The sequence below is a fragment of the Pseudomonas sp. GW821-FHT10C09 genome (assembly GCF_059415465.1).
This window is the reverse complement of sequence record NZ_JBWKNG010000003.1, coordinates 1-23702: the sequence shown is the minus strand read 5'-3', so window position 1 is coordinate 23702 and position 23702 is coordinate 1. Positions and strand designations below refer to the sequence as shown.

Annotated in this window: 21 protein-coding genes and 3 tRNA genes; 13 read left to right on the top strand and 11 right to left on the bottom strand. The window is 58.9% G+C overall.

The annotated features are described in order from the left end of the window. Positions 1-80: 80 nt before the first annotated feature. The 3 genes from AC07N8_RS03100 (at position 81) to AC07N8_RS03090 (ending at position 3959) form a co-directional block, all read left to right on the top strand. Positions 81-1370 (top strand): M18 family aminopeptidase, encoded by a 1290-nt coding sequence (locus AC07N8_RS03100; protein WP_027922480.1) that lies wholly within the window; start codon positions 81-83, stop codon positions 1368-1370. A gap of 178 nt (positions 1371-1548) precedes the next feature. Beyond that, positions 1549-1725 carry a hypothetical protein gene (locus tag AC07N8_RS03095; protein ID WP_483843838.1) on the top strand — a complete coding sequence of 59 codons (177 nt, stop codon included), beginning with the start codon at positions 1549-1551 and terminating at the stop codon, positions 1723-1725. Positions 1726-1802: 77 nt separating this feature from the next. Further along, the gene (locus AC07N8_RS03090) at positions 1803-3959 is read left to right on the top strand and encodes a mechanosensitive ion channel family protein (RefSeq protein WP_483843839.1); all 2157 of its coding nucleotides are present in this window, start codon (positions 1803-1805) and stop codon (positions 3957-3959) included. A 117-nt stretch (positions 3960-4076) separates the two neighbouring features. Here AC07N8_RS03090 and AC07N8_RS03085 read toward each other — a convergent pair whose 3' ends face one another. Continuing rightward, positions 4077-4790, bottom strand: a complete 714-nt coding sequence (locus tag AC07N8_RS03085; RefSeq protein ID WP_027922478.1) for a UTRA domain-containing protein — start codon at positions 4788-4790, stop codon at positions 4077-4079. 361 nt (positions 4791-5151) lie between these two features. Here AC07N8_RS03085 and AC07N8_RS03080 point away from each other — a divergent pair, with 361 nt between their 5' ends. From AC07N8_RS03080 to AC07N8_RS03055, 6 genes are all read left to right on the top strand, one after another. Further along, entirely contained in the window at positions 5152-6216 is a 1065-nt protein-coding gene (locus AC07N8_RS03080; protein WP_483843840.1) for an ABC transporter substrate-binding protein, read from the top strand. Positions 6217-6375: 159 nt separating this feature from the next. Continuing rightward, a complete protein-coding gene (locus AC07N8_RS03075) occupies positions 6376-7182 on the top strand; it encodes an alkaline phosphatase family protein (protein ID WP_483843841.1) in 807 nt (268 codons plus the stop codon). Continuing rightward, on the top strand, positions 7179-8024 hold the full coding sequence (locus tag AC07N8_RS03070; RefSeq protein WP_483843842.1) for an ABC transporter permease: 846 nt from the start codon (positions 7179-7181) through the stop codon (positions 8022-8024). The genes AC07N8_RS03075 and AC07N8_RS03070 overlap by 4 nt, the downstream gene beginning before the upstream one ends. Continuing rightward, positions 8011-8811, top strand: coding sequence for an ABC transporter permease (locus tag AC07N8_RS03065; protein WP_483843843.1), 801 nt, complete (start codon positions 8011-8013; stop codon positions 8809-8811). The genes AC07N8_RS03070 and AC07N8_RS03065 overlap by 14 nt, the downstream gene beginning before the upstream one ends. Then, a complete protein-coding gene (locus AC07N8_RS03060) occupies positions 8808-9797 on the top strand; it encodes an ABC transporter ATP-binding protein (RefSeq protein WP_483843844.1) in 990 nt (329 codons plus the stop codon). Before AC07N8_RS03065 ends, AC07N8_RS03060 begins: the two co-directional genes overlap by 4 nt. Positions 9798-9831: 34 nt before the next feature. Next, on the top strand, positions 9832-10485 hold the full coding sequence (locus tag AC07N8_RS03055; RefSeq protein WP_483843845.1) for an HAD family hydrolase: 654 nt from the start codon (positions 9832-9834) through the stop codon (positions 10483-10485). Between the two features lie 116 nt (positions 10486-10601). Here AC07N8_RS03055 and AC07N8_RS03050 read toward each other — a convergent pair whose 3' ends face one another. After that, positions 10602-11564, bottom strand: a complete 963-nt coding sequence (locus tag AC07N8_RS03050; protein WP_493142248.1) for a zinc-binding dehydrogenase — start codon at positions 11562-11564, stop codon at positions 10602-10604. Between the two features lie 139 nt (positions 11565-11703). On the opposite strand from AC07N8_RS03050, the gene AC07N8_RS03045 reads away from it, so the two are divergent. Both AC07N8_RS03045 and AC07N8_RS03040 read left to right on the top strand, forming a co-directional pair. Then, complete coding sequence (locus tag AC07N8_RS03045) at positions 11704-13785, top strand: carboxy terminal-processing peptidase (RefSeq protein ID WP_483843855.1); 2082 nt, start codon at positions 11704-11706, stop codon at positions 13783-13785. A gap of 146 nt (positions 13786-13931) precedes the next feature. Further along, complete coding sequence (locus AC07N8_RS03040; RefSeq protein WP_493142250.1) at positions 13932-15722, top strand: bifunctional diguanylate cyclase/phosphodiesterase; 1791 nt, start codon at positions 13932-13934, stop codon at positions 15720-15722. A gap of 70 nt (positions 15723-15792) precedes the next feature. Here the strand turns inward: AC07N8_RS03040 and AC07N8_RS03035 are convergent, their stop codons facing one another. The 5 genes from AC07N8_RS03035 to bamJ all read right to left on the bottom strand — a co-directional run bounded on the left by AC07N8_RS03035 (position 15793) and on the right by bamJ (position 18486). Continuing rightward, on the bottom strand, positions 15793-16200 hold the full coding sequence (locus AC07N8_RS03035) for an SEL1-like repeat protein (RefSeq protein ID WP_483843848.1): 408 nt from the start codon (positions 16198-16200) through the stop codon (positions 15793-15795). Beyond that, a complete protein-coding gene (locus AC07N8_RS03030) occupies positions 16201-16572 on the bottom strand; it encodes a hypothetical protein (protein WP_007898892.1) in 372 nt (123 codons plus the stop codon). It lies immediately after the preceding gene. After that, complete coding sequence (locus AC07N8_RS03025; protein WP_140667220.1) at positions 16569-16910, bottom strand: helix-turn-helix domain-containing protein; 342 nt, start codon at positions 16908-16910, stop codon at positions 16569-16571. The genes AC07N8_RS03030 and AC07N8_RS03025 overlap by 4 nt, the downstream gene beginning before the upstream one ends. A 104-nt stretch (positions 16911-17014) precedes the next feature. Next, on the bottom strand, positions 17015-17479 hold the full coding sequence (locus AC07N8_RS03020; RefSeq protein ID WP_493142252.1) for a YkvA family protein: 465 nt from the start codon (positions 17477-17479) through the stop codon (positions 17015-17017). 293 nt (positions 17480-17772) lie between these two features. Next, positions 17773-18486, bottom strand: coding sequence for a BamJ family beta-barrel-assembly machinery protein (bamJ, locus tag AC07N8_RS03015; protein WP_483843850.1), 714 nt, complete (start codon positions 18484-18486; stop codon positions 17773-17775). A 269-nt stretch (positions 18487-18755) separates the two neighbouring features. Between bamJ and AC07N8_RS03010 the strand changes: the two genes are divergently transcribed. Together AC07N8_RS03010 and AC07N8_RS03005 are read left to right on the top strand one after the other, a co-directional pair. Beyond that, positions 18756-20564 (top strand): di-heme-cytochrome C peroxidase, encoded by a 1809-nt coding sequence (locus tag AC07N8_RS03010; protein ID WP_493142254.1) that lies wholly within the window; start codon positions 18756-18758, stop codon positions 20562-20564. Then, positions 20561-21703, top strand: coding sequence for a catalase family protein (locus tag AC07N8_RS03005; protein WP_493142256.1), 1143 nt, complete (start codon positions 20561-20563; stop codon positions 21701-21703). The genes AC07N8_RS03010 and AC07N8_RS03005 overlap by 4 nt, the downstream gene beginning before the upstream one ends. Here AC07N8_RS03005 and AC07N8_RS03000 read toward each other — a convergent pair. From AC07N8_RS03000 to AC07N8_RS02985, 4 genes are all read right to left on the bottom strand, one after another. After that, the gene (locus AC07N8_RS03000; RefSeq protein WP_493142257.1) at positions 21700-23055 is read right to left on the bottom strand and encodes a hypothetical protein; all 1356 of its coding nucleotides are present in this window, start codon (positions 23053-23055) and stop codon (positions 21700-21702) included. The two genes, AC07N8_RS03005 and AC07N8_RS03000, sit on opposite strands and share 4 nt — an antisense overlap. Before the next feature lie 198 nt (positions 23056-23253). Then, positions 23254-23330, bottom strand: a tRNA-Asp gene (locus tag AC07N8_RS02995). 15 nt (positions 23331-23345) lie between these two features. Beyond that, positions 23346-23421: transfer RNA gene (locus AC07N8_RS02990), tRNA-Val, on the bottom strand. A 199-nt stretch (positions 23422-23620) separates the two neighbouring features. Further along, positions 23621-23697, bottom strand: a tRNA-Asp gene (locus AC07N8_RS02985). Positions 23698-23702 lie beyond the last annotated feature (5 nt).

Below are 23702 nucleotides of genomic sequence, written 5' to 3'. Positions count from 1 at the left end.
GTGATTTTCCACACCCGCAGCCCACCGCCAATTCTCTGACCAATACGTTAAACTGGCGCCACTGCTGTCTGGAGCTTCTTATGCGCGAAGAGTTGAACCAAGGCCTGATCGACTTCCTCAAGGCCTCCCCTACCCCGTTCCATGCCACTGCCAGCCTCGTCCAGCGTCTGGAAGCGGCCGGTTTCGTGCGACTCGATGAGCGCGAGCCCTGGACCACCGAAGCCAATGGCCGTTACTACGTCACCCGTAACGACTCCTCTATCGTCGCGATCAAGATGGGCCGTCATTCGCCGCTGCATGGTGGTATTCGCCTGGTAGGCGCGCACACCGACAGCCCGTGCCTGCGGGTCAAGCCCCAGCCGGAACTGCAGCGTCAGGGTTTCTGGCAACTGGGCGTCGAAGTCTACGGCGGTGCGTTGCTCGCGCCGTGGTTCGACCGCGACCTGTCCCTCGCCGGCCGCGTGACCTTCCGCCGTGATGGCAAGGTCGAGAGCCAGCTGATCGACTTCAAGGCGCCCATCGCGACCATTCCGAACCTGGCGATTCACCTCAACCGTGAAGCCAACATGGGTTGGGCGATCAACGCACAGACCGAACTGCCGCCGATCCTCGCGCAATTCGCCGGTGACGAGCGAGTGGATTTCCGCGCCGTGCTCACCAACCAGTTGGCGCTGGAACATGGTTTGAACGCCGACGTCGTGCTGGATTACGAGCTTAGTTTCTATGACACCCAAAGCGCTGCGATCATCGGCCTGCACGGTGACTTCATCGCCGGCGCGCGCCTGGATAACCTGCTGTCGTGCTACGCCGGCCTGCAAGCGTTGCTGACCGCCGAAACCGACGAAACCTGCGTGCTGGTCTGCAACGACCATGAAGAAGTCGGTTCCTGTTCAGCCTGCGGCGCTGATGGCCCGATGCTCGAGCAGACGCTGCGGCGCCTGCTGCCTGAAGGTGACGAGTTCGTGCGCACCATCCAGAAATCCCTGTTGGTGTCAGCCGACAACGCCCACGGCGTGCACCCCAACTACGCGGAAAAGCATGACGCCAACCACGGCCCGAAACTCAACGCCGGCCCGGTGATCAAGGTCAACAGCAACCAGCGCTACGCCACCAACAGCGAAACCGCCGGTTTCTTCCGCCATCTGTGCATGGCCGAAGAAGTGCCGGTGCAGAGCTTTGTGGTACGCAGCGACATGGGTTGTGGCTCGACCATTGGCCCGATCACCGCCAGCCACCTGGGCGTGCGCACCGTGGACATCGGCCTGCCGACGTTTGCCATGCACTCGATCCGCGAACTGTGCGGCAGCCACGACCTGGCGCATCTGGTCAAAGTGCTGAGCGCGTTTTACGCCTGCCAGGAATTGCCGTAGCTCCTGAAAAGCTTCGCGAGCAGGCTCGCTCCCACAGGTGAAATGCATTCCAATGTGGGAGCGAGCCTGCTCGCGAAGACGGCAGCACGGCCACTGCAGCACTTTGCTTGATGCACATCACTCTCGCTCACCCAAAGCCACCTAAACTTTAATTATTCCTTTAGACAAGGCAGTCTCCATGATCTCGATGTCTTCGTTTCACGCCATGCTGGTCCCGATTCTCGTCGGGATGATCATGCTGGCCATCGGCTTCAACTTTCGCGACAAAAACGCCGGCGTACTCGCCATGTGGATCGGCATGCTGATCATTTTCGGCACCGTGATTTTCAAGATCCTCGCCAAACTCAACGAATAAATCCGCCCCCCGACTCGCATTGATTTAGACGGGCTCGTACACTCGGTCGATCCGTTCATCCCGAGGTTGACTGCCTAGTGCTTGCCCGTCTATTCGCCCTGCCGTGTTTCTTTCTTGTCTGCCTCATGACGCTGCTGCCGATGGCGCCTGCCCAGGCGGCTGGTTTGCCGAGCCTGCTCAGTGGCTCGACGAAAGCCCAGCCAGAGGCGCAAGAACCGCTGGGGCAATCGCTGGACGAAGTCATCAAGTCGCTGGAAAACGACCAGCAACGCAGCAAACTACTGGCCGACCTGAAGAAACTGCGCGACGCCACCAAAAAGGCTCAACCCGCCGCCGAAGAAGGCGTGCTGGGTTTGATCGGCGGCACGCTCGCCACGTTCGAAAAACAATTCTCAGGGGCCGACAGCCCGCTCAATCGCTGGTCTGAAGAGTTTGGGCTGGCGAGAGACGAACTGTCAGCCTTGATGATGCCGGCCAGTGAATGGCTGCCGATCATCTTCGCGTTCGCCATGATCCTGATGGTCTGGAGCCTGCTGGCGGCGGCGCTGATCTGGGTCAGTCATCGGGTGCGCATGCGCTTCGGCCTGACCGAAGAACTGCCGCAACATCCCAAGGCTGTGGACATGTTGCGCTTCGCCTTGCGCAAGCTCGGGCCGTGGCTGATCGCCCTGGTGATCACCGTCTACATGAGCTACGCCCTGCCCTCATCGCTGGGTAAAAGCCTGGCCATGGTGCTGGCCTACGCGCTGGTGGTCGGCACCTGTTTCTCGGCGATCTGCGTGATCGCGTTCTCCCTGCTCGATGGCCCGCATCGCCATCGCGCCCTGTATATCCTGCGACACCAGGCGTTTCGGCCGTTGTGGCTGATCGGCAGTTTCGCCGCGTTTGGTGAAGCGCTGAGCGATCCGCGACTGGTCGCCGGGCTTGGCAGTCACCTGGCGCATACGGCGGCAACGGCAGCCAATGTGCTGGCGGCGATTTCTACCGGGTTATTCATCCTGCGGTTCCGCCGGCCGATCGCGCACTTGATCCGCAATCAGCCGCTGTCCCGGCGCCTGACCCGTCGCGCCCTCAGCGACACCATCGAAATTCTCGGCACTTACTGGTACGTCCCGGCGCTGGTGCTGGTGGGCGTCTCGCTGTTCGCCACGTTCGTTTCGGCCGGCGACACCAGCACCGCCTTGCGGCAGTCGCTGATCTGCACCGTGTTGCTGGTGCTGTGCATGGTCATCAACGGACTGGTCCGCCGTCATGCGCTTAAACCGCAACGCGGCGTGAAGCGCCATGCGCTGTATTCCGAGCGTCTGAAAAATTTCTTCTACACCCTCGCTCACCTGCTGGTGTGGCTGGCATTCATCGAGCTCGGCCTGCGGGTCTGGGGCATGTCGCTGATCACCTTCACCGAAGGTGAAGGCCATGAGGTCAGCGTCAAACTGTTCAGCCTCGCCGGCACACTGATTTTCGCCTGGCTGATCTGGATCCTCAGCGATACCGCCGTGCACCACGCGCTCACCCGCTCGCGCAAAGGCCTGGCCAATGCGCGTGCGCAGACGATGATGCCGTTGATCCGCAACGTGTTGTTCGTGGCGATTTTCATTGTTGCGCTGATCGTCGCGCTGGCGAACATGGGCATGAACGTCACGCCACTGCTCGCCGGTGCCGGTGTGATCGGTCTGGCCATCGGTTTCGGTGCACAGTCACTGGTCGCGGATTTGATCACTGGATTGTTCATCATCATCGAAGACTCCCTGGCCATCGACGACTACGTGGACGTCGGCGGCCACCTGGGCACCGTCGAAGGGTTGACCATCCGCACCGTGCGCCTGCGGGACATCGACGGCATCGTCCACACCATTCCGTTCAGCGAAATCAAAAGCATCAAGAACTACTCCCGGGAATTCGGGTACGCGATCTTCCGTGTGGCGGTGCCGTCCGACATGGACATTGATAGCGCAATCAAACTGATGCGCGAAGTCGGTCAGAAAATGCGCACCGACCCGCTGCAACGGCGCAACATCTGGTCGCCGCTGGAGATCCAGGGGGTCGAGAGTTTCGAGTCCGGAAACGCGATCCTGCGCGCGCGGTTCAAGACGGCGCCGATCAAACAGTGGGAAGTTTCGCGGGCGTTCAACTTGTCGCTGAAACGACATCTGGATGAGGCGGGGCTGGATCTGGCAATGCCGCGAATGAGTGTTCAGGTGGCTACAGCTACCGGTGGGCAGCAGACGGAATAGCATCGGCTGTCAGTCCGCCTTCGCGAGCAGGCTCGCTCCCACAGGGTTTATGTGAACGACACAGATCCAGTGTGGGAGCGAGCCTGCTCGCGAAGGGCTCGCCGCGGATTCAGCAGGCTAAACCACATCCACCCCGACATGAATCGCATCGTGCCGCCAAAACTCCAGGTCACAATCGATCAGCCGTTCATGCTGATCATAATTGACCCGGGCAATGCGTAACCCCGGGCTACCCACCGACACCCGCAGCGCCGCTGCCGCATCCACCGACAACGACGTCGGCACAATTTCGAACCGCACCCGCCCGTAGTGCAAATCGTAATGCCGTGCGTACAACTCGGTAATCGACTGATTCAAATCAAACTCGAGAATCCCCGGAAAATACTGCGGATTCAAATAGTGCTCCACGTACAACACCAGCCGCTCATCAATGCGCCGCGCACGGCAGATCTGGATCACGCTCGACAGCGCCGGCAACTGCAACCACGCACACACCGCCGCCGAGGCAGGTTGCAACCGTGCTGAAATCACCTCGGTGGACGGCACTCGCCCCTGCGCACTGACCATCGCGTGAAAGTGACTGCGCTGCATCAGGTTGTAGGCCAGGCGCGGTGGCGAAACGAACCATCCACGGCGCTCTTCGCGATAAATCTGGCCCTGCGCTTCCAACTGCAACAACGCCTCGCGCACGGTAATTCGCGTGGTCCCGAACAACTCACTGAGCTTGCGCTCGGCCGGTAGCTTGCTGCCGGGCGCCAACAGACCGTGGTCGAGCTGTTCCTGCAGGACCTGACCGATAGCTGTCACCGCTTTCGTTGCCTCATCACGCATCAACGTTACCTATCTGGACTAGACCAGCACTGTTTCGGGGCAGAACCGTGCTGAAAACCGGCTCATTTTTCATCCTGCAAGCGTAGGCAGTGCAGATGACTGATAGATGACAAAGCTACCCAACGGTCATCCGATCGCTCACCTCCAACCCTGCAATACATCGGCCAAGTCCCTTGCGTGCCGGGCCTTTGCCCATGGTCTACGCTTACCGGGCACCTGCCAATACCGGGCAAATAATTGTGCTGCCGGGCGACGACCGACATGAAAGTGTCATCGAGCCCGCCTAAATTGGCTCAGGTATTGCTGACCTAGACCAACACAACCGCAATCGCAGCGTTGAAAACGCCCAAAGGAGCTTCGGATGAAAAAGCTTTTCCTGGCATCACTGTTAGGCTCGACCATTGCCATGTGCACCGCCGCCATGGCGGCTGATGATTTGAAAACCCTCGAAGCCGCTGCGAAAGCGGAAGGCGCAGTCAACAGCGTCGGCATGCCCGATGACTGGGCCAACTGGAAAGGCACCTGGGAAGACCTGGCCAAGACCTACGGCCTCAAGCACATCGACACCGACATGAGTTCGGCACAGGAAATCGCCAAGTTCGCCGCTGAAAAAGACAACGCCAGCGCTGACATCGGCGACGTGGGCGCAGCCTTCGGCCCGATCGCGGTCAAGCAAGGCGTGGTGCAACCGTACAAACCGACGACCTGGGCGCAGGTGCCAGACTGGGCAAAAGACAAGGACGGCAACTGGGCACTGGCCTACACCGGCACCATCGCGTTTATCGTCAACAAGAAGCTGCTGCACGGTTCGGAAGCACCGACCAAGTGGGCTGACCTCAAGACCGGTAAATACAAGGTGTCCATCGGCGACGTGAGCACCGCGGCCCAGGCGGCCAACGGCGTTCTGGCAGCAGCCCTGGCCAACGGCGGCGACGAGAAAAACCTGCAACCGGCCCTGCTGCTGTTCGCAGACATTGCCAAACAGGGTCGCCTGTCCATGGCCAACCCGACGATTGCCACCATGGAAAAGGGTGAAATCGAAGTCGGCGTGGTCTGGGACTTCAACGGTCTGAGCTACAAGGCCAAGATGGCCAATCCGGATGACTACGTCGTGCTGATTCCATCCGATGGTTCGGTGATCTCCGGCTACACCACCATCATCAACAAGTACGCGAAAAACCCGAACGCCGCCAAGCTGACCCGCGAATACATCTTCAGCGACGCCGGCCAGATCAACCTGGCAAAAGGCAACGCGCGTCCGATCCGTGCCGAACACTTGACCCTGCCAGCCGACATCCAGGCCAAGCTGCTGCCTAACGAGCAGTATAAAAAGGTCACGCCGATCAAAGATGCCGACGCATGGGAAAAGACCTCCAAGGCCCTTCCTCAGAAGTGGAACGAAGAAGTCATCGTCAATATGCAGTGATGGCGTAACCCCCTGTGGGAGCGAGCCTGCTCGCGAAGGCGGAGTATCAGTCAACCTGAGTGTTGAATGTGAGACCGCTTTCGCGAGCAGGCTCGCTCCCACAGTGGATCGTGGTGAATTCGAGTTTTTGAATTTCTGTTTCGCGGAGTTTTTGCCCCTATGAAGCACAACGTCATCCTTGTCGTGCTCGACGGCCTCAATTACGAGGTCGCGCGCCATACCATGGGGCACCTGCAGGCCTACGTCGGCGCAGGACGCGCGGCACTCTACAAACTGGAGTGCGAACTGCCGTCCCTGTCCCGTCCGCTGTACGAGTGCATTCTCACCGGCGTCCCGCCCATCGAGAGCGGCATCGTCCACAACAACGTCTCGCGCCTGTCCAACCAGCGCAGCATTTATCACTACGCCACGGACGCCGGCCTGAAAACCGCCGCGGCGGCGTATCACTGGGTCAGCGAGCTGTACAACCGTTCACCATTCGTGGCCGCCCGGGATCGTCACACCGACGATGAAGCCCTGCCGATCCAGCACGGTCACTTCTACTGGAACGACCACTACCCGGATTCACACCTGTTCGCCGACGCCGAAAGCCTGCGCCTGCGGCATGCGCCGAATTTTCTGTTGATCCACCCGATGAACATCGACGACGCCGGGCACAAGCACGGCCTCGATACCCCGCAATACCGCAACAGTGCGCGCTCGGCCGACATCATCCTCGCCGATTACTTGCGCACCTGGCTCGACGCCGGTTATCAGGTACTGGTAACTGCCGACCACGGCATGAACAACGACCGCTCCCACAATGGCCTGTTGCCGGAAGAACGCGAAGTGCCGTTGTTTGTCCTCGGTGACGCGTTCAGTCTCAACGCCAGCGCCGCGCCCAAACAGACTGAAATCTGCGGCACGGTCTGCGAATTGCTGGGCGTGGCCCACGACAAACCTGTGTGCCGGGAGCTGCTCAAGTGAATGCCAATACCCGTGGCAAGTGGCTGGCAGCCTTGTGCCTGGTGCCCTTCGCCCTGTTCTTTATCGTGTTCGAAATCGCCCCACTGGTCTGGGTGATGATCAACAGCCTGGAATCAGAAGAGTTCGGCTGGGGCATTTCCAACTTCACCAAGATTTTCAATTCGAAGTTCTACTTGCAGGCGATCCAGTACAGCCTCGAGATCAGTTTCTGGTCCAGCGTGTTCGGGATCATTATCGCGGTGCTCGGCGCTTACTCCTTGCGCAGGGTCGACTCGAAACTGCGCAACTTCGTCAACGCCTTCGCCAACATGACCAGCAACTTCGCCGGCGTGCCCCTGGCCTTCGCCTTCATCATCCTGCTGGGCTTCAACGGCAGCTTCACCATCATGCTCAAGCAGGCCGGGATCATTCAGGATTTCAACCTGTACTCGAAGACCGGGCTGATCATTCTCTATACGTACTTCCAGATTCCGCTTGGCGTGTTGCTGCTCTACCCCGCCTTCGACGCCCTGCGCGAAGACTGGCGCGAGTCCGCCGAACTGCTCGGCGCCAACGGCTGGCAGTTCTGGCGGCACATCGGTTTGCCGGTACTGACACCGGCACTGCTCGGTACGTTCGTGATCCTGCTGGCCAACGCCCTCGGCGCCTACGCGACGGTGTATGCGTTGACCACCGGCAACTTCAACGTGCTGCCGATCCGCATCGCGGCGATGGTGTCCGGTGATATTTCCCTCGACCCGAACCTCGCCAGTGCCCTGGCCGTGGTGCTGGTGGCGTTGATGACCCTGGTGACCATCGTGCATCAGCTGCTGTTGAAGAGGAGCTACCATGTCTCGCGCTGAACTGGGCCCCGTCGGTGTCTACCACCGCGTCGTGGTGTACCTGCTGTTTGCCATTCTGTTGTTGCCGCTGCTCGGGACGCTGATCTACTCGATCTCCAGCAGTTGGTCGGCGACCATCCTGCCCAGCGGTTTTACCTTCAAGTGGTACCTCCAGCTGTGGAGCGATCCGCGTTTTCTCAATGCGTTTGGCCAGTCGCTGCTGGTCTGCGTCGGCGCATTGATTTTGTCGGTGGTGTTGATTCTGCCGCTGCTGTTCGTGGTGCATTACCACTTCCCGAAACTCGACGCGCTGATGAACATCCTGATCCTGCTGCCCTTCGCGGTGCCGCCGGTAGTGTCATCGGTGGGGCTGTTGCAGCTCTACGGTTCGGGGCCGTTCGCGATGGTCGGCACGCCGTGGATTCTGATTGGTTGCTACTTCACCATTGCGCTGCCGTTCATGTACCGGGCAATCACCAACAACCTGCAAGCGATCAACCTGCGCGACCTGATGGACGCCGCCCAACTGCTCGGCGCCAGCACCTTTCAAGCGGCATTCCTGGTAGTGCTGCCGAACCTGCGCAAGGGCTTGATGGTGGCGTTGCTGCTGTCGTTCTCGTTCCTGTTCGGGGAGTTCGTATTCGCCAACATCCTCGTCGGCACCCGCTACGAAACCCTGCAGGTCTACCTCAACAACATGCGTAACAGCAGCGGCCACTTCACCAGTGCGCTGGTGATTTCCTATTTCTTCTTTGTGCTGGTTCTGACCTGGGCGGCCAATATCTTGAACAAGGACAAAAGCGAATGAGCTATGTCAGCGTCCAACATCTGCAAAAGAATTACGCGGGTACGACAGTATTCAGCGACATCAACTGCGAGATCCAGAAAGGCGAATTCGTCACCCTGCTCGGCCCGTCCGGTTGCGGTAAATCCACGCTGCTGCGCTGCATCGCCGGCCTGACCTCGGTCGATGGCGGCAAGATCCTGCTGGAGGGTGTCGACCTGGTGCCAATGAGCCCGCAAAAGCGCGGCATCGGCATGGTGTTCCAGAGCTATGCTCTGTTCCCCAACATGACCGTAGAGCAGAACATCGCCTTCGGTTTGCGCATGCAAAAGGTCAACGCCGACGACAGTCACAAACGTGTCGCCGAAGTACTGAAACTGGTGGAGCTGAACGACTTCGCCTCGCGTTATCCGCATCAACTGTCGGGCGGTCAGTGCCAACGTGTCGCCCTCGCCCGCTCCCTGGTCACCCGGCCACGCCTGTTGTTGCTGGATGAACCGTTGTCGGCCCTGGATGCGCGGATTCGCAAGCACCTGCGCGAACAGATCCGACAGATCCAGCGTGAACTGGGCCTGACCACGATCTTCGTCACACACGATCAGGAAGAAGCGCTGACCATGTCTGACCGGATTTTCCTGATGAATCAGGGAAAAATCGTACAAAGTGGCGACGCCGAAACCCTGTACACCGCGCCAGTCGATGTGTTTGCCGCAGGCTTCATCGGCAACTACAACCTGCTGGACGCCGACAGCGCTTCGAAGCTGCTGCAACGGCCGATCAGCCACCGCATCGCGATTCGCCCGGAAGCCATCGAGCTGAGTCTCAACGGCCAACTCGACGCGCAAATCCGCAGCCATAGCCTGCTGGGCAACGTGATTCGCTACCGGGTCGAAGCCCGCGGCGTGGAATTGGTGGTGGATGTGCTCAACCGCTCGGCGGCCGACCTGCATCCCGATGGTCAGCGCCTGGCGCTTTCCATCGATCCGACGGCCCTCTGTGAGGTAGCCTGATGCCTTTGCTGATGTTGAAGAGAGAACTGCACTGATGGCCCTGGCAATTTTTGATCTGGATGAAACCCTGATCCACGGCGACTGCGCCACCCTCTGGAGCGAGCAAATGGGCCGCCTGGGCTGGGTCGACCCTGAGTCGTTCATGCGTCAGAACAACGAACTGATGGACGCCTACAGTCACGGCAAGCTGCGGATGGAGGACTACATGACCTTCAGCCTGGAGCCGATGATCGGCAGGACACCTGAAGAGGTCGACCATCTGGTCGGCCCGTGGGTTGAAGACTTCATCGAGCCGATCATTTTCAGCGACGCCACCAAAGCCATCGCCGCCCACCGCAAGGCCGGTGACCGGATCCTGGTGATCTCGGCGTCCGGCACGCACCTGGTGCGACCGATTGCCGAACGACTGGGTATCGACGAGATTCTCGGCATCGAACTGGAAGTGGCGCACGGGGTGTACAGCGGCCACACCGTCGGCACCCTGACCTACCGCGAAGGCAAGATCACCCGTTTGCTGGAATGGCTGGATGCGGAAGAGGAAAACCTCGAAGGAGCGAGTTTTTATTCTGACTCACGCAACGATTTGCCGTTGTTGCTGAAGGTGGATTTCCCACACGTGGTGAACCCGGATCCGGTGCTGCTTGAGCACGCCGAAAAAGCCGGCTGGCCGATCCATCTCTGGAAGTAACAGATAGCCCCTGTAGGAGCGAGCCTGCTCGCGAAGGCAATGTGTCATTCAACATTTGCGTTGAATGTAAGTCCGCTTTCGCGAGCAGGCTCGCTCCCACAGTTGGTTTGGCGTTGTCAGGTCAGAGTTTCGTCGATCACCAACACCAGTTTCCCCGCCACGGTATTGCTCGCCAACTCGGCAAACGCCGCTTCGGCATCCTTGATCGGGAAGGTTTTGGCCAGTTGCGGGCTCAAACGTCCCTCAGCGAACAGCGGCCAGACGTGCTGGCTCAAGTCACTGAACAAATCCGCCTTGAACTGATCGTCGCGACTGCGCAAGGTCGAACCCAGCAGTTGCACGCGCTTGGCCAGCACCTGCGCCAGGTCCAGCTGCGCCTCACGGCCGCCCATCAAGCCGATCAGCACCCAACGACCATCAGGGGCCAGCAGCTTCAGATTCAACGCGGCGTACTTGCCACCCACCGGGTCGAGGATCACATCGAACGGCCCAAGGTCATTCAAACTGTCCAGGCCGCCCTTGCGCACCACCCCGCCCTGCGCGCCCAGTGCTTCACAGTAAGCCAATCGCTCGGCGGAACCGACGCTGACCCAGCACGGGTTGCCAAACGCCTTGCACAGCTGAATGGCAGCTGAACCAATTCCACTTGCTCCGGCGTGCAGAAGAACTTTCTCACCCGGTTTGAGCGCAGCGAGTTGAAACACATTCAGCCAGACGGTCGCATACACTTCCGGCAACGCTGCCGCCTCGACCAGCGACAAACCTTCGGGAACCGGCAACACGTGCCGTCCGTCGACAACTACCTCTTCGGCCATCCCGCCCCCGGCCAGCAAGGCGAAAACCCGATCGCCGACCTGCCAGGAAGACCCAGCCCCCACCTCGCTGATCACCCCTGAACACTCAAGACCCAGTACGTGACTGGCTCCCGGCGGTGGCGGATAGAGGCCTGCTTTCTGTAATAAATCGGCGCGATTGAGCCCCGCTGCCGCCACTCGGATACGAACTTGTCCTACATCACACGTAGGACTGGGCTCTTCAAGCCACTCCACTTGACCTTCAACGCCTTGCAATGCTTTCACAGTGCCTCCATAGTGAGTCTGGACTGAGCCCGTAGCTGTAGCGCCGGGCTTTCTTGCATTATGCGACCGGCCCTCGTGGATCCGGCGACTTCAAAGACGGCCTAATATGCGTGATCAATTGTCCCCGCGTCGAATCAGCATGAAGCATTTTTTCCCTGGCACCGCCCTAGCCCTTTTCATCGGTATCGGCCTTTTACCGATATCGACCAATACGTTTGCAGCCAATAGCTGGGACAAGCTTCAGCCTGATCGTGACGAAGTAATCGCCAGTCTGAACGTCGTCGAATTGCTCAAGCGTCATCACTACAGCAAGCCGCCGCTCGATGACGCGCGCTCCGTGATCATCTACGACAGCTACCTCAAGCTGCTGGACCCGTCGCGCAGCTATTTCATGGCCAGCGACATTGCGGAATTCGACAAGTGGAAAACCCAGTTTGACGACTTCCTCAAAAGCGGCGACCTGAACGCCGGGTTCACCATCTACAAGCGCTACCTGGACCGCGTCAAGGCGCGTCTGGACTTCGCCCTTGCCGAGTTGAACAAAGGCGTCGACAAGATCGACTTCACCACCAAGGAAACCTTGCTGATCGATCGCAAGGACGCCCCTTGGCTCAAATCCACCGCGGAACTCGACGACCTGTGGCGCAAACGCGTCAAGGACGAAGTGCTGCGGCAGAAGATTGCGGGCAAGGATTCCAAGCAGATTCAGGAAACCCTGACCAAGCGCTACAAGAACCAGTTGGCGCGCCTGGACCAGACCCGTGCGGAAGATATCTTCCAGGCGTACATCAACACCTTCGCCATGTCCTACGACCCGCACACCAACTATCTGTCGCCAGATAACGCGGAGAACTTCGACATCAACATGAGCCTGTCCCTGGAGGGCATCGGCGCCGTGTTGCAGAGCGATAACGACCAAGTGAAAGTCGTACGTCTGGTGCCGGCAGGCCCGGCTGACAAGACCAAGCAGGTTGCCCCGGCCGACAAGATCATCGGCGTTGCCCAAGGCAACAAAGAGATGGTCGACGTGGTCGGCTGGCGCCTGGACGAAGTGGTCAAGCTGATCCGCGGTCCGAAAGGCACCGTGGTGCGCCTGGAAGTGATTCCGGCCAGCAATGCGCCGAACGACCAGACCACCAAGATCGTGCCGATTACCCGCGAAGCGGTGAAGCTTGAAGATCAGGCCGTGAAGAAGTCGGTCCTCAACCTGAAACAGGATGGCAAGGACTACAAGCTCGGCGTCATCGAGATCCCGGCCTTCTACCTCGACTTCAAGGCGTTCCGTGCCGGTGATCCGGACTACAAGAGCACCACGCGTGACGTCAAGAAACTGCTGACCGAGTTGCAGAAAGACAAGGTCGACGGCGTGGTCATCGACTTGCGCAACAACGGCGGCGGCTCCTTGCAGGAGGCCACCGAGCTGACCAGCCTGTTCATCGACAAGGGCCCTACCGTTCTCGTGCGTAACGCCGATGGCCGGGTTGATGTGCTGGAAGATGAAAACCCGGGCGCGTTCTACAAAGGCCCGATGGCGTTGCTGGTCAACCGCCTGTCCGCCTCGGCTTCGGAAATTTTTGCCGGCGCCATGCAGGACTACCACCGTGCGTTGATCATCGGCGGCCAGACCTTCGGCAAAGGCACCGTGCAGACCATTCAGCCGCTGAACCATGGCGAACTGAAACTGACCCTGGCCAAGTTCTACCGGGTTTCCGGCCAGAGCACCCAGCATCAGGGCGTACTGCCGGACATCGATTACCCGTCGATCATCGACACCAAGGAAATCGGCGAGAGCGCCCTGCCTGAAGCCATGCCATGGGACACCATCCATGCGGCGATCAAGCCGGCGGTAGATCCGTTCAAGCCTTACCTGACGCAGCTCAAGTCCGAGCACGATGCGCGCTCGGCCAAGGATGCGGAGTTCGTGTTCATCCGCGACAAACTGGCCCTGGCGCAAAAACTGATGGAAGAAAAAACCGTCAGCCTCAACGAAGCCGACCGTCGGGCGCAGCACACCGACATCGAGGCCAAACAGCTGGTGATGGAAAACATCCGTCGCAAAGCCAAAGGCGAAGAGCCGCTCAAAGAGCTGAAGAAAGAAGACGAAGACGCCATCGCGGCCGAACCGGACAAGACCAAGCCAGAAGACGACGCTTATCTGAGCGAGACTGGTCGGATCCTGCTGGACTACCTCAAACTCAACACCGCGGTTGCCAAGCACTAAGCGGTTACACGCAACATGATGGCAATTTAATGCTGACGCTCCCCGGAGCGTCATCAAACAGTCATCATTCTGTCGTGAAATAAGGGACTGGGAGCACCTCTGACAAGAGGCTGCTCCCAGTCCTTTTTTATCGCCCCGAGATTGCCATGACCACGACAGAACAGCTGAGTGCCTTGAGTTCCATATTGGCTCAAAGCGGCTTGCACAGCCTGTTCCAGCCGATCATTTCCCTCTCCGAGCGACGCATTGTCGGCTATGAAGCCCTCACCCGCGGCCCGTCAAACAGCCCGTTGCACTCCCCCGTCGCATTGTTCTCCGTGGCCAGACAGGCCGGTCGCTTGAACGAGCTGGAAATTGCTTGCCGCGAAAGCGCTTGCCGACGTTTCAACGAACAGCAACTGCCGGGCAAACTGTTCCTCAACGTCTCCCCGGAATCCCTGCTCGAAGCGGCCCACCAACCCGGTCGCACCCTGCAACTGCTGCAGGATTTCGGCATTCCGCCGAGCCAGGTGGTGATCGAACTCACCGAACAAACCCCGACCGACGACTTCCAGTTGCTGCAAAACGCGCTGCATCATTATCGGGCGATGGGATTTTCCATTGCGCTGGATGATCTGGGCGCAGGGTATTCCAGCTTGCGATTGTGGTCGGAGTTGCGCCCGGACTACGTGAAGATCGATCGCCACTTCATCGACGGCATTCACCAGGACGCACTCAAGCGCGAATTTGTTGGTTCGATCCTGCAGATTGCCAAAGCCTCACGAGCGCAGGTGATTGCCGAAGGCATTGAATTGCAGGAAGAGCTCGCGGTACTGACCGAGATGGGCGTTGATCTGGTCCAGGGTTATCTGCTGTGCCGTCCTCAGGAGCATCCGCCCCGGGATGCTCGCACCCTGATGCCCAAACACGACAGCACCGCCGTTGCACTGAATGACGAAGGCAGCGACCTCAGCCCCCTGCTCAACGACCAACCGGCCGTTGCACACGACACACCGACCGCCACCGTGCTCGAAGCGTTCCGTCGCCAGGCCAATCTGAACTCCCTGGCGGTGCTCGACAATCAAGGCCATCCCTGTGGCATTGTTCACCGGCATTCGCTGTCGGACGCGCTGCTGAAGCCGTTTGCTACCGACCTGTTCGCCCGCAAACCGATCAGCCGCTTGATGAACGACGACTTTCTTGCCGTGGAAATGAGCCAGTCGCTGCAACAGGTCAGCCGCCTGATCACCAGCCGCGCGCGCCAACGCATTGAAGAAGACTTCATCATCACCCTCAATGGCAGCTACTTGGGACTGGGTCGGGTCATCGATGTGCTCAAGCTGATTACCGAACTGAAAATCCAGCAGGCCCGCTACGCCAACCCATTGACCCTGCTACCCGGCAACGTGCCGATCCAGCAATGCCTGACACGCTTGCTGCAACAGGAGCGCGAGTCGATCATCTGCTACGTCGACATCGACAGCTTCAAACCCTTCAACGACATCTACGGCTACGGCCGTGGGGATGAAGTCCTGCTCTGTCTGGCGCAATGCCTGAATGACCGTGTCGACCCTTCCCGCGACTTCGTCGGCCATATCGGCGGCGATGATTTCCTGCTGGTGCTCGGCCCGGAAGACTGGCGCAAACGTTTGAACCAGTTGCTGGACGATTTCCATAGCCAATGCCGACGGTTCTACCGCAGCGAACACCTGGAAGCCGGCTGCTTTATCGCGCCGAACCGTCAAGGTGTGCGTCAGGAGTTTCCGTTGTTGTCATTGTCGATCGGCGTGGTGCACTTGCATCCACAGGCCTGTGGACAACTCGATGCGAGCCAGTTGGCGGAGATGGCATCGCAGGCCAAGCACCATGCGAAGAATGTGCAGGGGTATAGCGTGCATGTGATTGATAGTCTGGCGGTGTCTGGGAAAGAGGATGCATTGCTGGAGGGGCAGCGCTGAATTGTCGGACGCCTTCGCGAGCAGGCTCGCTCCCACATTGGATCTGTGTCGTTCACAAATCCCCTGTGGGTTACTGCCCATCACCCCGAGCCGCCAACTCTTTCAGCTTGAGCTCAGCCAACGGATGCCCGGCCTTCGCGGCCATGCCCCACCAGCGCGCTGCTTCAGCCGGATCCGGCGCCTTGCTCGGTGTTCCTGCCAGACTGATCACCCCAACTTGATACGCCGCCTTGCCATCCCCCGCCAACGCCGCCAGGCGCAGCAATCGCACGCCCTCCTCGCGAGCCCCAAGGCCGACGCCGCGAAAGGTCAGAATGTGGCCATAGAAGCTTTGAGCGCCGACATCACCCAGGTTTGCCATGCGGGCGAACTGGCCTTCGAGCCAGCTCCAGCCTCGTGGTTGGCGCACGAACCAGGGCCAGTGAAACAACCGGCGTGCCAGCCAGTAACCGGCCCGGGCCTTGAGTTTTAAAAACACTCAGGCCTCGGCCGATTCGGGGTATTCGTATTCGAAAACGCGCACCACTTCCGAAGCATGCCAGGACGCGGCGGCGACACCGTCGGATGGCCCGGAGAAACGCCCCAGTCGCTCGACACATTCGAAGAAGCCGGTGCGCGGCAGACGGCTGGCGCCCTGGCTGATCACCAGCGAGCTGCGCAGCGGTTGCTCGGCCCTGGCATCCAGCGCGGCCAGATGTTCGAGCGCAGCGGTGAGGGTTTGCATGGCCGGCGTGGGCAATTGCAAACGCTCCAGCAACGCTCGATAGGTCAGCAGATGGCGCTGACGACGTGCCTGATCCAGTTCACCCAGCAACCCGTCCCAATGTTGTCGACTGATGCGTACGCTCACGATTCATCCCTCCACCCTGGCACCGTCAATTCCCAGGCCAGGCTGCGGCGAATCGCAGCGTCGGGTAGACGCTCGCCACTTTCGATCAAGGCCAGATAAGACGGGCTGATGCCTACCGTGCGGGCGAGCGCCTCGATGGCGATGCCCTTCCCTTCGCGCAAACTGCGTAGTTGATCCAGACCTGGAAGAATCTGGTCTGGTGTTGCCGTGCGATGCACTGGCGCGTCTGGCGCCGGTTGCTCGTTGATGCCTGCTGCTTTCAGTAGAGCCTGGTACTGAGCCCACGGTAAAACTGCATACTCGGGCTCGCCTTCGCGTGTGATTATCTGAATATCCATGACTTCCCCGTAGGACAACGACACTTTGCGAGTCGGCGCTTTTCCCTAGAAGTGTAATCCTAACAGCGGCCAAGGTCGCGCGGGGGTATCAATAAATTGGATCCTCAGTCGCCGCGTTTTTTTGAGGGCCCTTGAAGCTGAAGTTTTTCCGGGGTATCGGGCAGGCGCTCAACCACTGCCAACTTCTCCGGCACCTGACGTTTGCGCCAGGCGCGAAAGGCATTGAGTTCGTCGTCGAGGACTTTCATCAGCCAGGCCAGTACGGCGATGTCATCGAGCATGCCGATCACCGGAATGAAATCCGGGATGGCATCCACCGGGCTGAGGAAATACATCAGGCCGGCGACCACCGAGACCAGCGCCTTCGGGCTGACGGCACGGTACTCCCCACGCCAGTAGGCCAGGCACAGCGCCTGCAACAGGCGCAGATCGTCTTTGACCTTGCCCAGGCGATTGCCTTGGCTGGCACCTTTGCTGGCAACGGCGAACAGCAACGTCGGCAAGCGCCCACGCGCGAGCAGGCGCCCGGCGAGGGGCAAGAATCGAGCGAAATTCCAGGGTGCTTTCATCATTCCTCCCACTGAAATGTTATCCACACAAATTGTGGATAACCTTGTGAACAGAGCTGCTTTTCACCGCTGAAAGCCCCGTTTCATAAGGGTCCGGCTCAGATCGGGCGTTTTTTACTCACATAAAAAAACCCAAGATTTCATTGACTTGGCGCGCCGGCGCGGCTAGCACGGGCGTCTTCAATGGCTATGACTCCAGCGTACAGCAACCGTTCGCTTTGTTTACCTGCACCGAACCCCGGATGCAACAACGCCCCGCATAAGCGAGGCGTTGTTGTCAAAGCAGACGTTGATTACTTGGCGGCGTCTTCTTTGGCTGGATCTTTGATCGCCAGCAGTTCCAGGTCGAATACCAGCACCGAGTTGGCTGGAATCGCCGGGCTTGGGCTTTGGGCGCCGTAAGCCAGTTCGCTAGGGATGTACAGCTTGTACTTCTCACCCACGTGCATCAGTTGCAGGCCTTCGACCCAACCCGGAATCACACCGCTGACCGGCAGATCGATCGGGCTGCCGCGCTCGACGGAGCTGTCGAAGACGGTGCCGTTGGTCAGCTTGCCGGTGTAGTGAACAGTCACTACGTCGGTCGGCTTAGGCTGTGGGCCATCGGCTTTCTTTTCCACTTCGTATTGCAAGCCCGAAGCGGTGGTCACTACGCCAGCTTTCTTGGCGTTTTCTTCGAGGAACTTCTTGCCGGCAGCAGCCGACTCTTCGCTCATCTTGGCCATACGCTCTTCCGCACGCTTCTGCAGTGCGGCGAAGGCTTCGACCAGATCCTCGTCTTTGAGCTTCTGCTCTTTCTTGCCGACGGCATCTTCGATGCCCTGGGCTACGGCTTTGGAATCCAGGTCATCCATGCCTTCCTGAGCCAGGCTTTTGCCCATGTTCAGGCCAATGCCGTAGGAAGCTTTTTGCGCCGGAGTTTTCAGCTCTACACTGGTCTGCGAATCACAACCCGCAAGTACCAGGCTAACCAGGGCTACCGCCGCCGCCAACCGATGCTGTTTCATGCTATTTCCTTGTTCATGCGCCTAAAGGGCAATCGAGTAAAGCCGCGAGCTTATCAGGCGGCCACGACCAATGGCTACCGGCATGAGAGCTGGAAACTTCTGATAAGTTCAGGTGTTTTAACGCATTTCAGGATTGGCATCATGAAGCTTCTGTCATCTGGCACCTACAGCAGCTGATCGCGTATCCCCCAGCATCTGGCGTAATGGCCACTTGCCGCACCCCGCCCCCTGAGGCATAAGAGCGCTACAACTCGACAAGGATGTTTATCTTGCGCCTCTTATCTCGCCTGCTGATGCTGGTGGCTGTGCTGTCGGGACTCGGCCTGGCCGTGGTTCTGTATTACGTCGCCAACCCGAAACTGCCCACCTGGTCGCCCGCGCAACAGGTGCATTACCTGGAACAATGGAGCGCCGAAGACCGGCAGGCCTATTACTTCACGCCTCAGGGAACCCAGGTCAAAGGCTTGCGCTATGACTGGTTCAACGCCCTCGAACTGCCCTTCTCGCAGCAACGATTCGCTTCGCCCGAGTATCTCGCCCGCTTTGGTTTCCTGATCGATCCCGGGCAGAAAGCCACGCCAGACAACCCGGGGAATTTACCGGTAGGTTTTGCCCGACACCAAAACCCCGGCAGTCAGGACGAATTTCTCGACATCACCTGCGCCGCTTGCCACACCGGTGAGTTGCGCTTCAACGGTCAGGCGATCCGCATTGACGGCGGCTCGGCGCAGCATGTCCTGCCCTCCAGTGTGCCTACGTTGAAAGGTGGCAGTTTCGGACAAGCGATGGTCGCCAGTCTGACCTCGACTTACCTCAACCCGTGGAAATTCGAACGCTTCGCCCGCAACGTGCTGGGCGAGGACTACGACGCCCGGCACCAACAATTGCGCGAAGACTTCAAAGCGTCCCTCGTTACCTTCGTCAAAGTTGCCTGGAACGATACCCATCGCGGACTCTACCCTACCGAGGAAGGACCGGGCCGGACCGACGCCTTCGGGCGCATTGCCAACGCCACGTTCGGCGATGCGATTTCAGCCGACAACTACCGCGTGGCCAACGCCCCGGTGGATTACCCGCAGTTGTGGGACATGTGGACGTTCGACTGGGTGCAGTGGAACGGTTCGGCGCAACAGCCCATGGCTCGCAACATTGGCGAATCCCTGGGTGTGGGCGCCACACTGAGTTTCTTCGACGCCAACGGCCAACCACTCAAAGGCGACGGACGCTATCCGTCGAGTGTGCGGTTACGCGACTTGCACCAGATCGAAGAAACCCTGCAACGGCTCAAACCACCCGCCTGGCCTGAAGCGTTACTTGGCGCTGTCGACAAGCCGTTGGCAGCCAAAGGTCGCGAGTTGTTCGGCGAAAACTGCGCCGGTTGCCATTTGCCACGCACTGTCGAAAGTGACGGACGCTGGGTGCAACACCTGAAAATGCTGCCGGTGGATTTCATTGGCACCGACCCGGGCGCCGCCAACAACATTGCCGACCATCGCTTCGACCTCTCCGCCTTGCAATGGGACCTGGCGGAACTCAAGCAGCTGGACGTGCACTTGCAGCCAACACCCACTGAACCGTTGGACTTGAGCCGCCTATCATCGGCCAAGGGTCTGGCCTACATCACTGCTTTCGTCGGAAACCGCGCCTACGTTGACGCGAACATTCCTGCCGCTGAACAACCCGCCATGAACGGCTTCGGCCTGCCGATTGGCGTACGCGAGTTGCGCGCCTATAAGGCACGGCCACTGGCAGGCATCTGGGCCACGGCGCCGTTTCTGCACAACGGTTCGGTACCGAGCATTTACCAACTGCTCTCGCCCCAAGATGAACGCGCAACGACCTTTTATAAAGGTACGTTCGAGTACGACCCACAACATCTTGGTTATCGTACCGAGGCCTTCACCAATGGCTTCGTATTCGACACGCGCATCACCGGCAATCACAACAGCGGCCACGAGTTCCGTGCCGGCCAGCGCGGCAACGGCGTGATTGGCCGCTTGCTGCAACCGCAGGAGCGCTGGGCGCTGCTGGAATACCTGAAGGTGTTGGGCGGCCCGTTGGAGGCGCAATTGCCATGAGCAGACTCTGGATGCGCTTTGGCGCTTTTCTCGGCAAGACCCTTCTGTGGTTGCTCGGCCTTGGTGTGCTCGGTTATGCGCTGGCCATGGCGTGGTTCGCCTGGCAGCACAGCGGACCCGTTTCAGCGCAAGAAGTGATACCGGATGGCGAAGCCGCCATGGCTCAGGACATCATTCAAACCGCGGTGCGTATCGTCGATCAACACCGTGAAAGCACCCGCTACCTGCGCGATGCGCATGCCAAGGCCCACGGCTGCGTGAAAGCCGAGGTTCAAGTGCTGCCGGATCTGACCACGGAACTGCGCCAAGGCGTATTCAGCGAACCTGGCAAAACCTGGCAAGCGACGATGCGCCTGTCCAATGGCAACGCGTATCCACAGTTCGACAGCATTCGAGATGCCCGAGGCATGGCGATCAAACTGCAGGATGTGCCCGGCAAACAATTGCTCGCCGATCAACAGCCTCGTGGCGAACAGGACTTTGTGATGTTCAGCCACCCGAACTTCTTCGTCAGCGATGTCGCTGAGTACCGTCAGAATGTGGCGGCCCAAGCTGACGGCAAAAAGCTGATGGCGTTTTTTCCTGGCTGGGACCCGCGGACCTGGCAGGTTCGGCACCTGTTTATCGCCTTGGCAACCTTGTCGCCCGCCCCGGAAAGTCCGACGCAGACGACTTACTTTTCGGTTTCGCCCTACAAGTTTGGTGAAGCCAATGCCAAATTCCGTGTGATGCCGGACCCGGATAGCTGCCCGGCCTACACCCTGCCCGCGCAGAACAAGAAGTTGCCAAACTTCCTGCGCAATGCGCTGAACCAGCAATTGTCGACGGACCGAGTGCCGGCCTGCTTCGTCCTGCAGATTCAGCGTCAGGACCCAAGCCACTACATGCCCATTGAAGACACCAGTATCGAATGGAGTGAAAACGCGGCGCCGTTCGAGACCGTGGCGCGCATCAAAGTACCCGCGCAAGATTTCGACACGCCGGCATTGAATATCCAATGCGACAACCTGTCGTTCAATCCATGGTTTGGTCTGGAGGCTCATCGGCCGATTGGCGGCATCAATCGACTTCGCAAAGCGGTGTATGAAGCCGTAAGCGACTACCGACACAGTCGGAACGATGAGACATCACTGCACTAACCCGAAATTGACGATGACACCCGCCCCTTCGGCCAGACACTGCTGGGGTAAAGAACACTCAAGTTCCCGGCTGCCGCTACTAGATCGATGAACACCTGCGGAGGCATTTTATTGCTCAGTATTTTTTGCTCAATGTCTTGATAATCATTACTTTGGGGATCCAGCTGCGCCATCAGCTGCACCACCTTTTCCGAATCCGGCCTGGCAAAACGCAAGACTGCCCCATCCGGTGCACAAAAAAACAAGCGATGATGAGGCGCAACGTTTACCCGCCCCAGGCCGACTCGCAGGTCTTCGATAGAAAAGAAATTTTTATATTTCTCGACTTGCGTAGAGGGTAATCGGTGATTGGAGATCGGGCTCATCGAATGGTAGAAACCATGAACACGAAATTCTGCCGGGAGTCGAAAATTTCCATGGAGGTCCTTGGGAAAGAGTACCTGCCTGTCGAATGTGGCGTAATCGCTTCGCACCGAAGCGGTAACGACAAAGATGTTCTGTGTTTTATGCTTGAGAACGATGCCGACATGCTGCTGCGCGGGCGATAGTGCCAGCATTTGCATATGAAGATAGCCCGCCACTTCGCCAGCATTCCCGAGAGCCGGACCGCAGACTGGCATCAGCTCTATCGGTGGGGTCTGCTGTAGGATGTCCTTGCGCCAGCTCGCTCTTAGGTGCCCTCTTTGCCTCCAAAGACTCCCGGGGACCACGGTGGTCACTACACCTGCTGCCACCGCCAACAAAATCAGAATGCTGCTGGGCATTGCACCTGATTCATAAAGGCTCTCGAACGTTTGAACGTCGCCATTGGGCTTTCGTCCAAACCGCGGTGACAACTCCTGCTCGAACTCTGAATCCATTGAGGAGTAAGAGATGAGTGCGCCATCACTGACCGACAGATAACCCCTGGAAAATTGTCGGCGCCAGGTCATCACTTCAAACAGGTCGGCAACCGAAAAGAACAGCTGTCGCTGGCCCCACTCTACGGGGCTTTCTTCGATGCCTTTGATTTTTCCAACATGGGAAAACACGCGGGCCTCGAGCGTATACCCGCTTGGAACGCCCCATTCACCCTCTAAACTCTTCGTTACGACTAACGGGAAATTTGGGGATTTCTGCACATCCGCACTTTCATCGGCAGACGTCGCCGCTATGGCACAAAAAAACCACCCCTCCTGGTTTTTGAGGATAAACCCGGTGAATTCAGTACCACGGTAGCTTTTGAATGACTTATGCAAAAAGACTGCGGCGTCATCACAGGTCATAAAACCCGGATTCAGCGCAAGGGGCGGACGGGGATCCGCATCGGTAAAGGGCGATGAAACAACAACTTCGGAAGGAATGGAACTCATGCTTGCTTTCTCGGTAGGCACTCCATGACGGTCATGGAAACGATTGCCTATTGTCCGAAAGCAGCGTGCCCGCCAGGCACTACATAGATATATACAGCGCCAGCCGCGCGGAATTACCAAATCCCAGACAGCAAAAAGCCCGCGTTAAGCGGGCTTTCTGTGTGGTACCTGGCGTTCAGCGTTCCAGGTTACCGAATATGGCGCAGCGGACGGGACTCGAACCCGCGACCCCCGGCGTGACAGGCCGGTATTCTAACCGACTGAACTACCGCTGCGCGTAGCGTTGAAAGTGGTGGGTGATGACGGGATCGAACCGCCGACATTCTGCTTGTAAGGCAGACGCTCTCCCAGCTGAGCTAATCACCCTTTACCTTCGTTGCGGGGCACATTATGCCACAGGTTTTTATAAAGTGTTGATTTAATTGAATATTTTTTCAAATAAATCTAAAAACCGGTGAAACGATGCAACCTGCAGGAACAACGGACAATCTACAGACAGAAAAAAACCCGCGTTAGCGGGCTTTTCCGTGGTGACCTGGCGTTCAGCGTTCCAGGTTACCGAATATGGCGCAGCGGACGGGACTCGAACCCGCGACCCCCGGCGTGACAGGCCGGTATTCTAACCGACTGAACTACCGCTGCGCGTA

What these genes read in the sequence shown, in the direction of transcription:
- AC07N8_RS03065 (WP_483843843.1), top strand. Translation starts at nt 8,011, where the DNA reads ATGTCTCGCGCTGAACTGGGCCCCGTCGGTGTCTACCACCGCGTCGTG.
- AC07N8_RS03020 (WP_493142252.1), bottom strand. Translation starts at nt 17,479, where the DNA reads ATGAAAGCACCCTGGAATTTCGCTCGATTCTTGCCCCTCGCCGGGCGC.
- AC07N8_RS03000 (WP_493142257.1), bottom strand. Translation starts at nt 23,055, where the DNA reads ATGAGTTCCATTCCTTCCGAAGTTGTTGTTTCATCGCCCTTTACCGAT.
- AC07N8_RS03055 (WP_483843845.1), top strand. Translation starts at nt 9,832, where the DNA reads ATGGCCCTGGCAATTTTTGATCTGGATGAAACCCTGATCCACGGCGAC.
- AC07N8_RS03080 (WP_483843840.1), top strand. Translation starts at nt 5,152, where the DNA reads ATGAAAAAGCTTTTCCTGGCATCACTGTTAGGCTCGACCATTGCCATG.
- AC07N8_RS03040 (WP_493142250.1), top strand. Translation starts at nt 13,932, where the DNA reads ATGACCACGACAGAACAGCTGAGTGCCTTGAGTTCCATATTGGCTCAA.
- AC07N8_RS03085 (WP_027922478.1), bottom strand. Translation starts at nt 4,790, where the DNA reads ATGCGTGATGAGGCAACGAAAGCGGTGACAGCTATCGGTCAGGTCCTG.
- AC07N8_RS03075 (WP_483843841.1), top strand. Translation starts at nt 6,376, where the DNA reads ATGAAGCACAACGTCATCCTTGTCGTGCTCGACGGCCTCAATTACGAG.
- AC07N8_RS03045 (WP_483843855.1), top strand. Translation starts at nt 11,704, where the DNA reads ATGAAGCATTTTTTCCCTGGCACCGCCCTAGCCCTTTTCATCGGTATC.
- AC07N8_RS03025 (WP_140667220.1), bottom strand. Translation starts at nt 16,910, where the DNA reads ATGGATATTCAGATAATCACACGCGAAGGCGAGCCCGAGTATGCAGTT.
- AC07N8_RS03060 (WP_483843844.1), top strand. Translation starts at nt 8,808, where the DNA reads ATGAGCTATGTCAGCGTCCAACATCTGCAAAAGAATTACGCGGGTACG.
- AC07N8_RS03005 (WP_493142256.1), top strand. Translation starts at nt 20,561, where the DNA reads ATGAGCAGACTCTGGATGCGCTTTGGCGCTTTTCTCGGCAAGACCCTT.
- AC07N8_RS03100 (WP_027922480.1), top strand. Translation starts at nt 81, where the DNA reads ATGCGCGAAGAGTTGAACCAAGGCCTGATCGACTTCCTCAAGGCCTCC.
- bamJ (WP_483843850.1), bottom strand. Translation starts at nt 18,486, where the DNA reads ATGAAACAGCATCGGTTGGCGGCGGCGGTAGCCCTGGTTAGCCTGGTA.
- AC07N8_RS03095 (WP_483843838.1), top strand. Translation starts at nt 1,549, where the DNA reads ATGATCTCGATGTCTTCGTTTCACGCCATGCTGGTCCCGATTCTCGTC.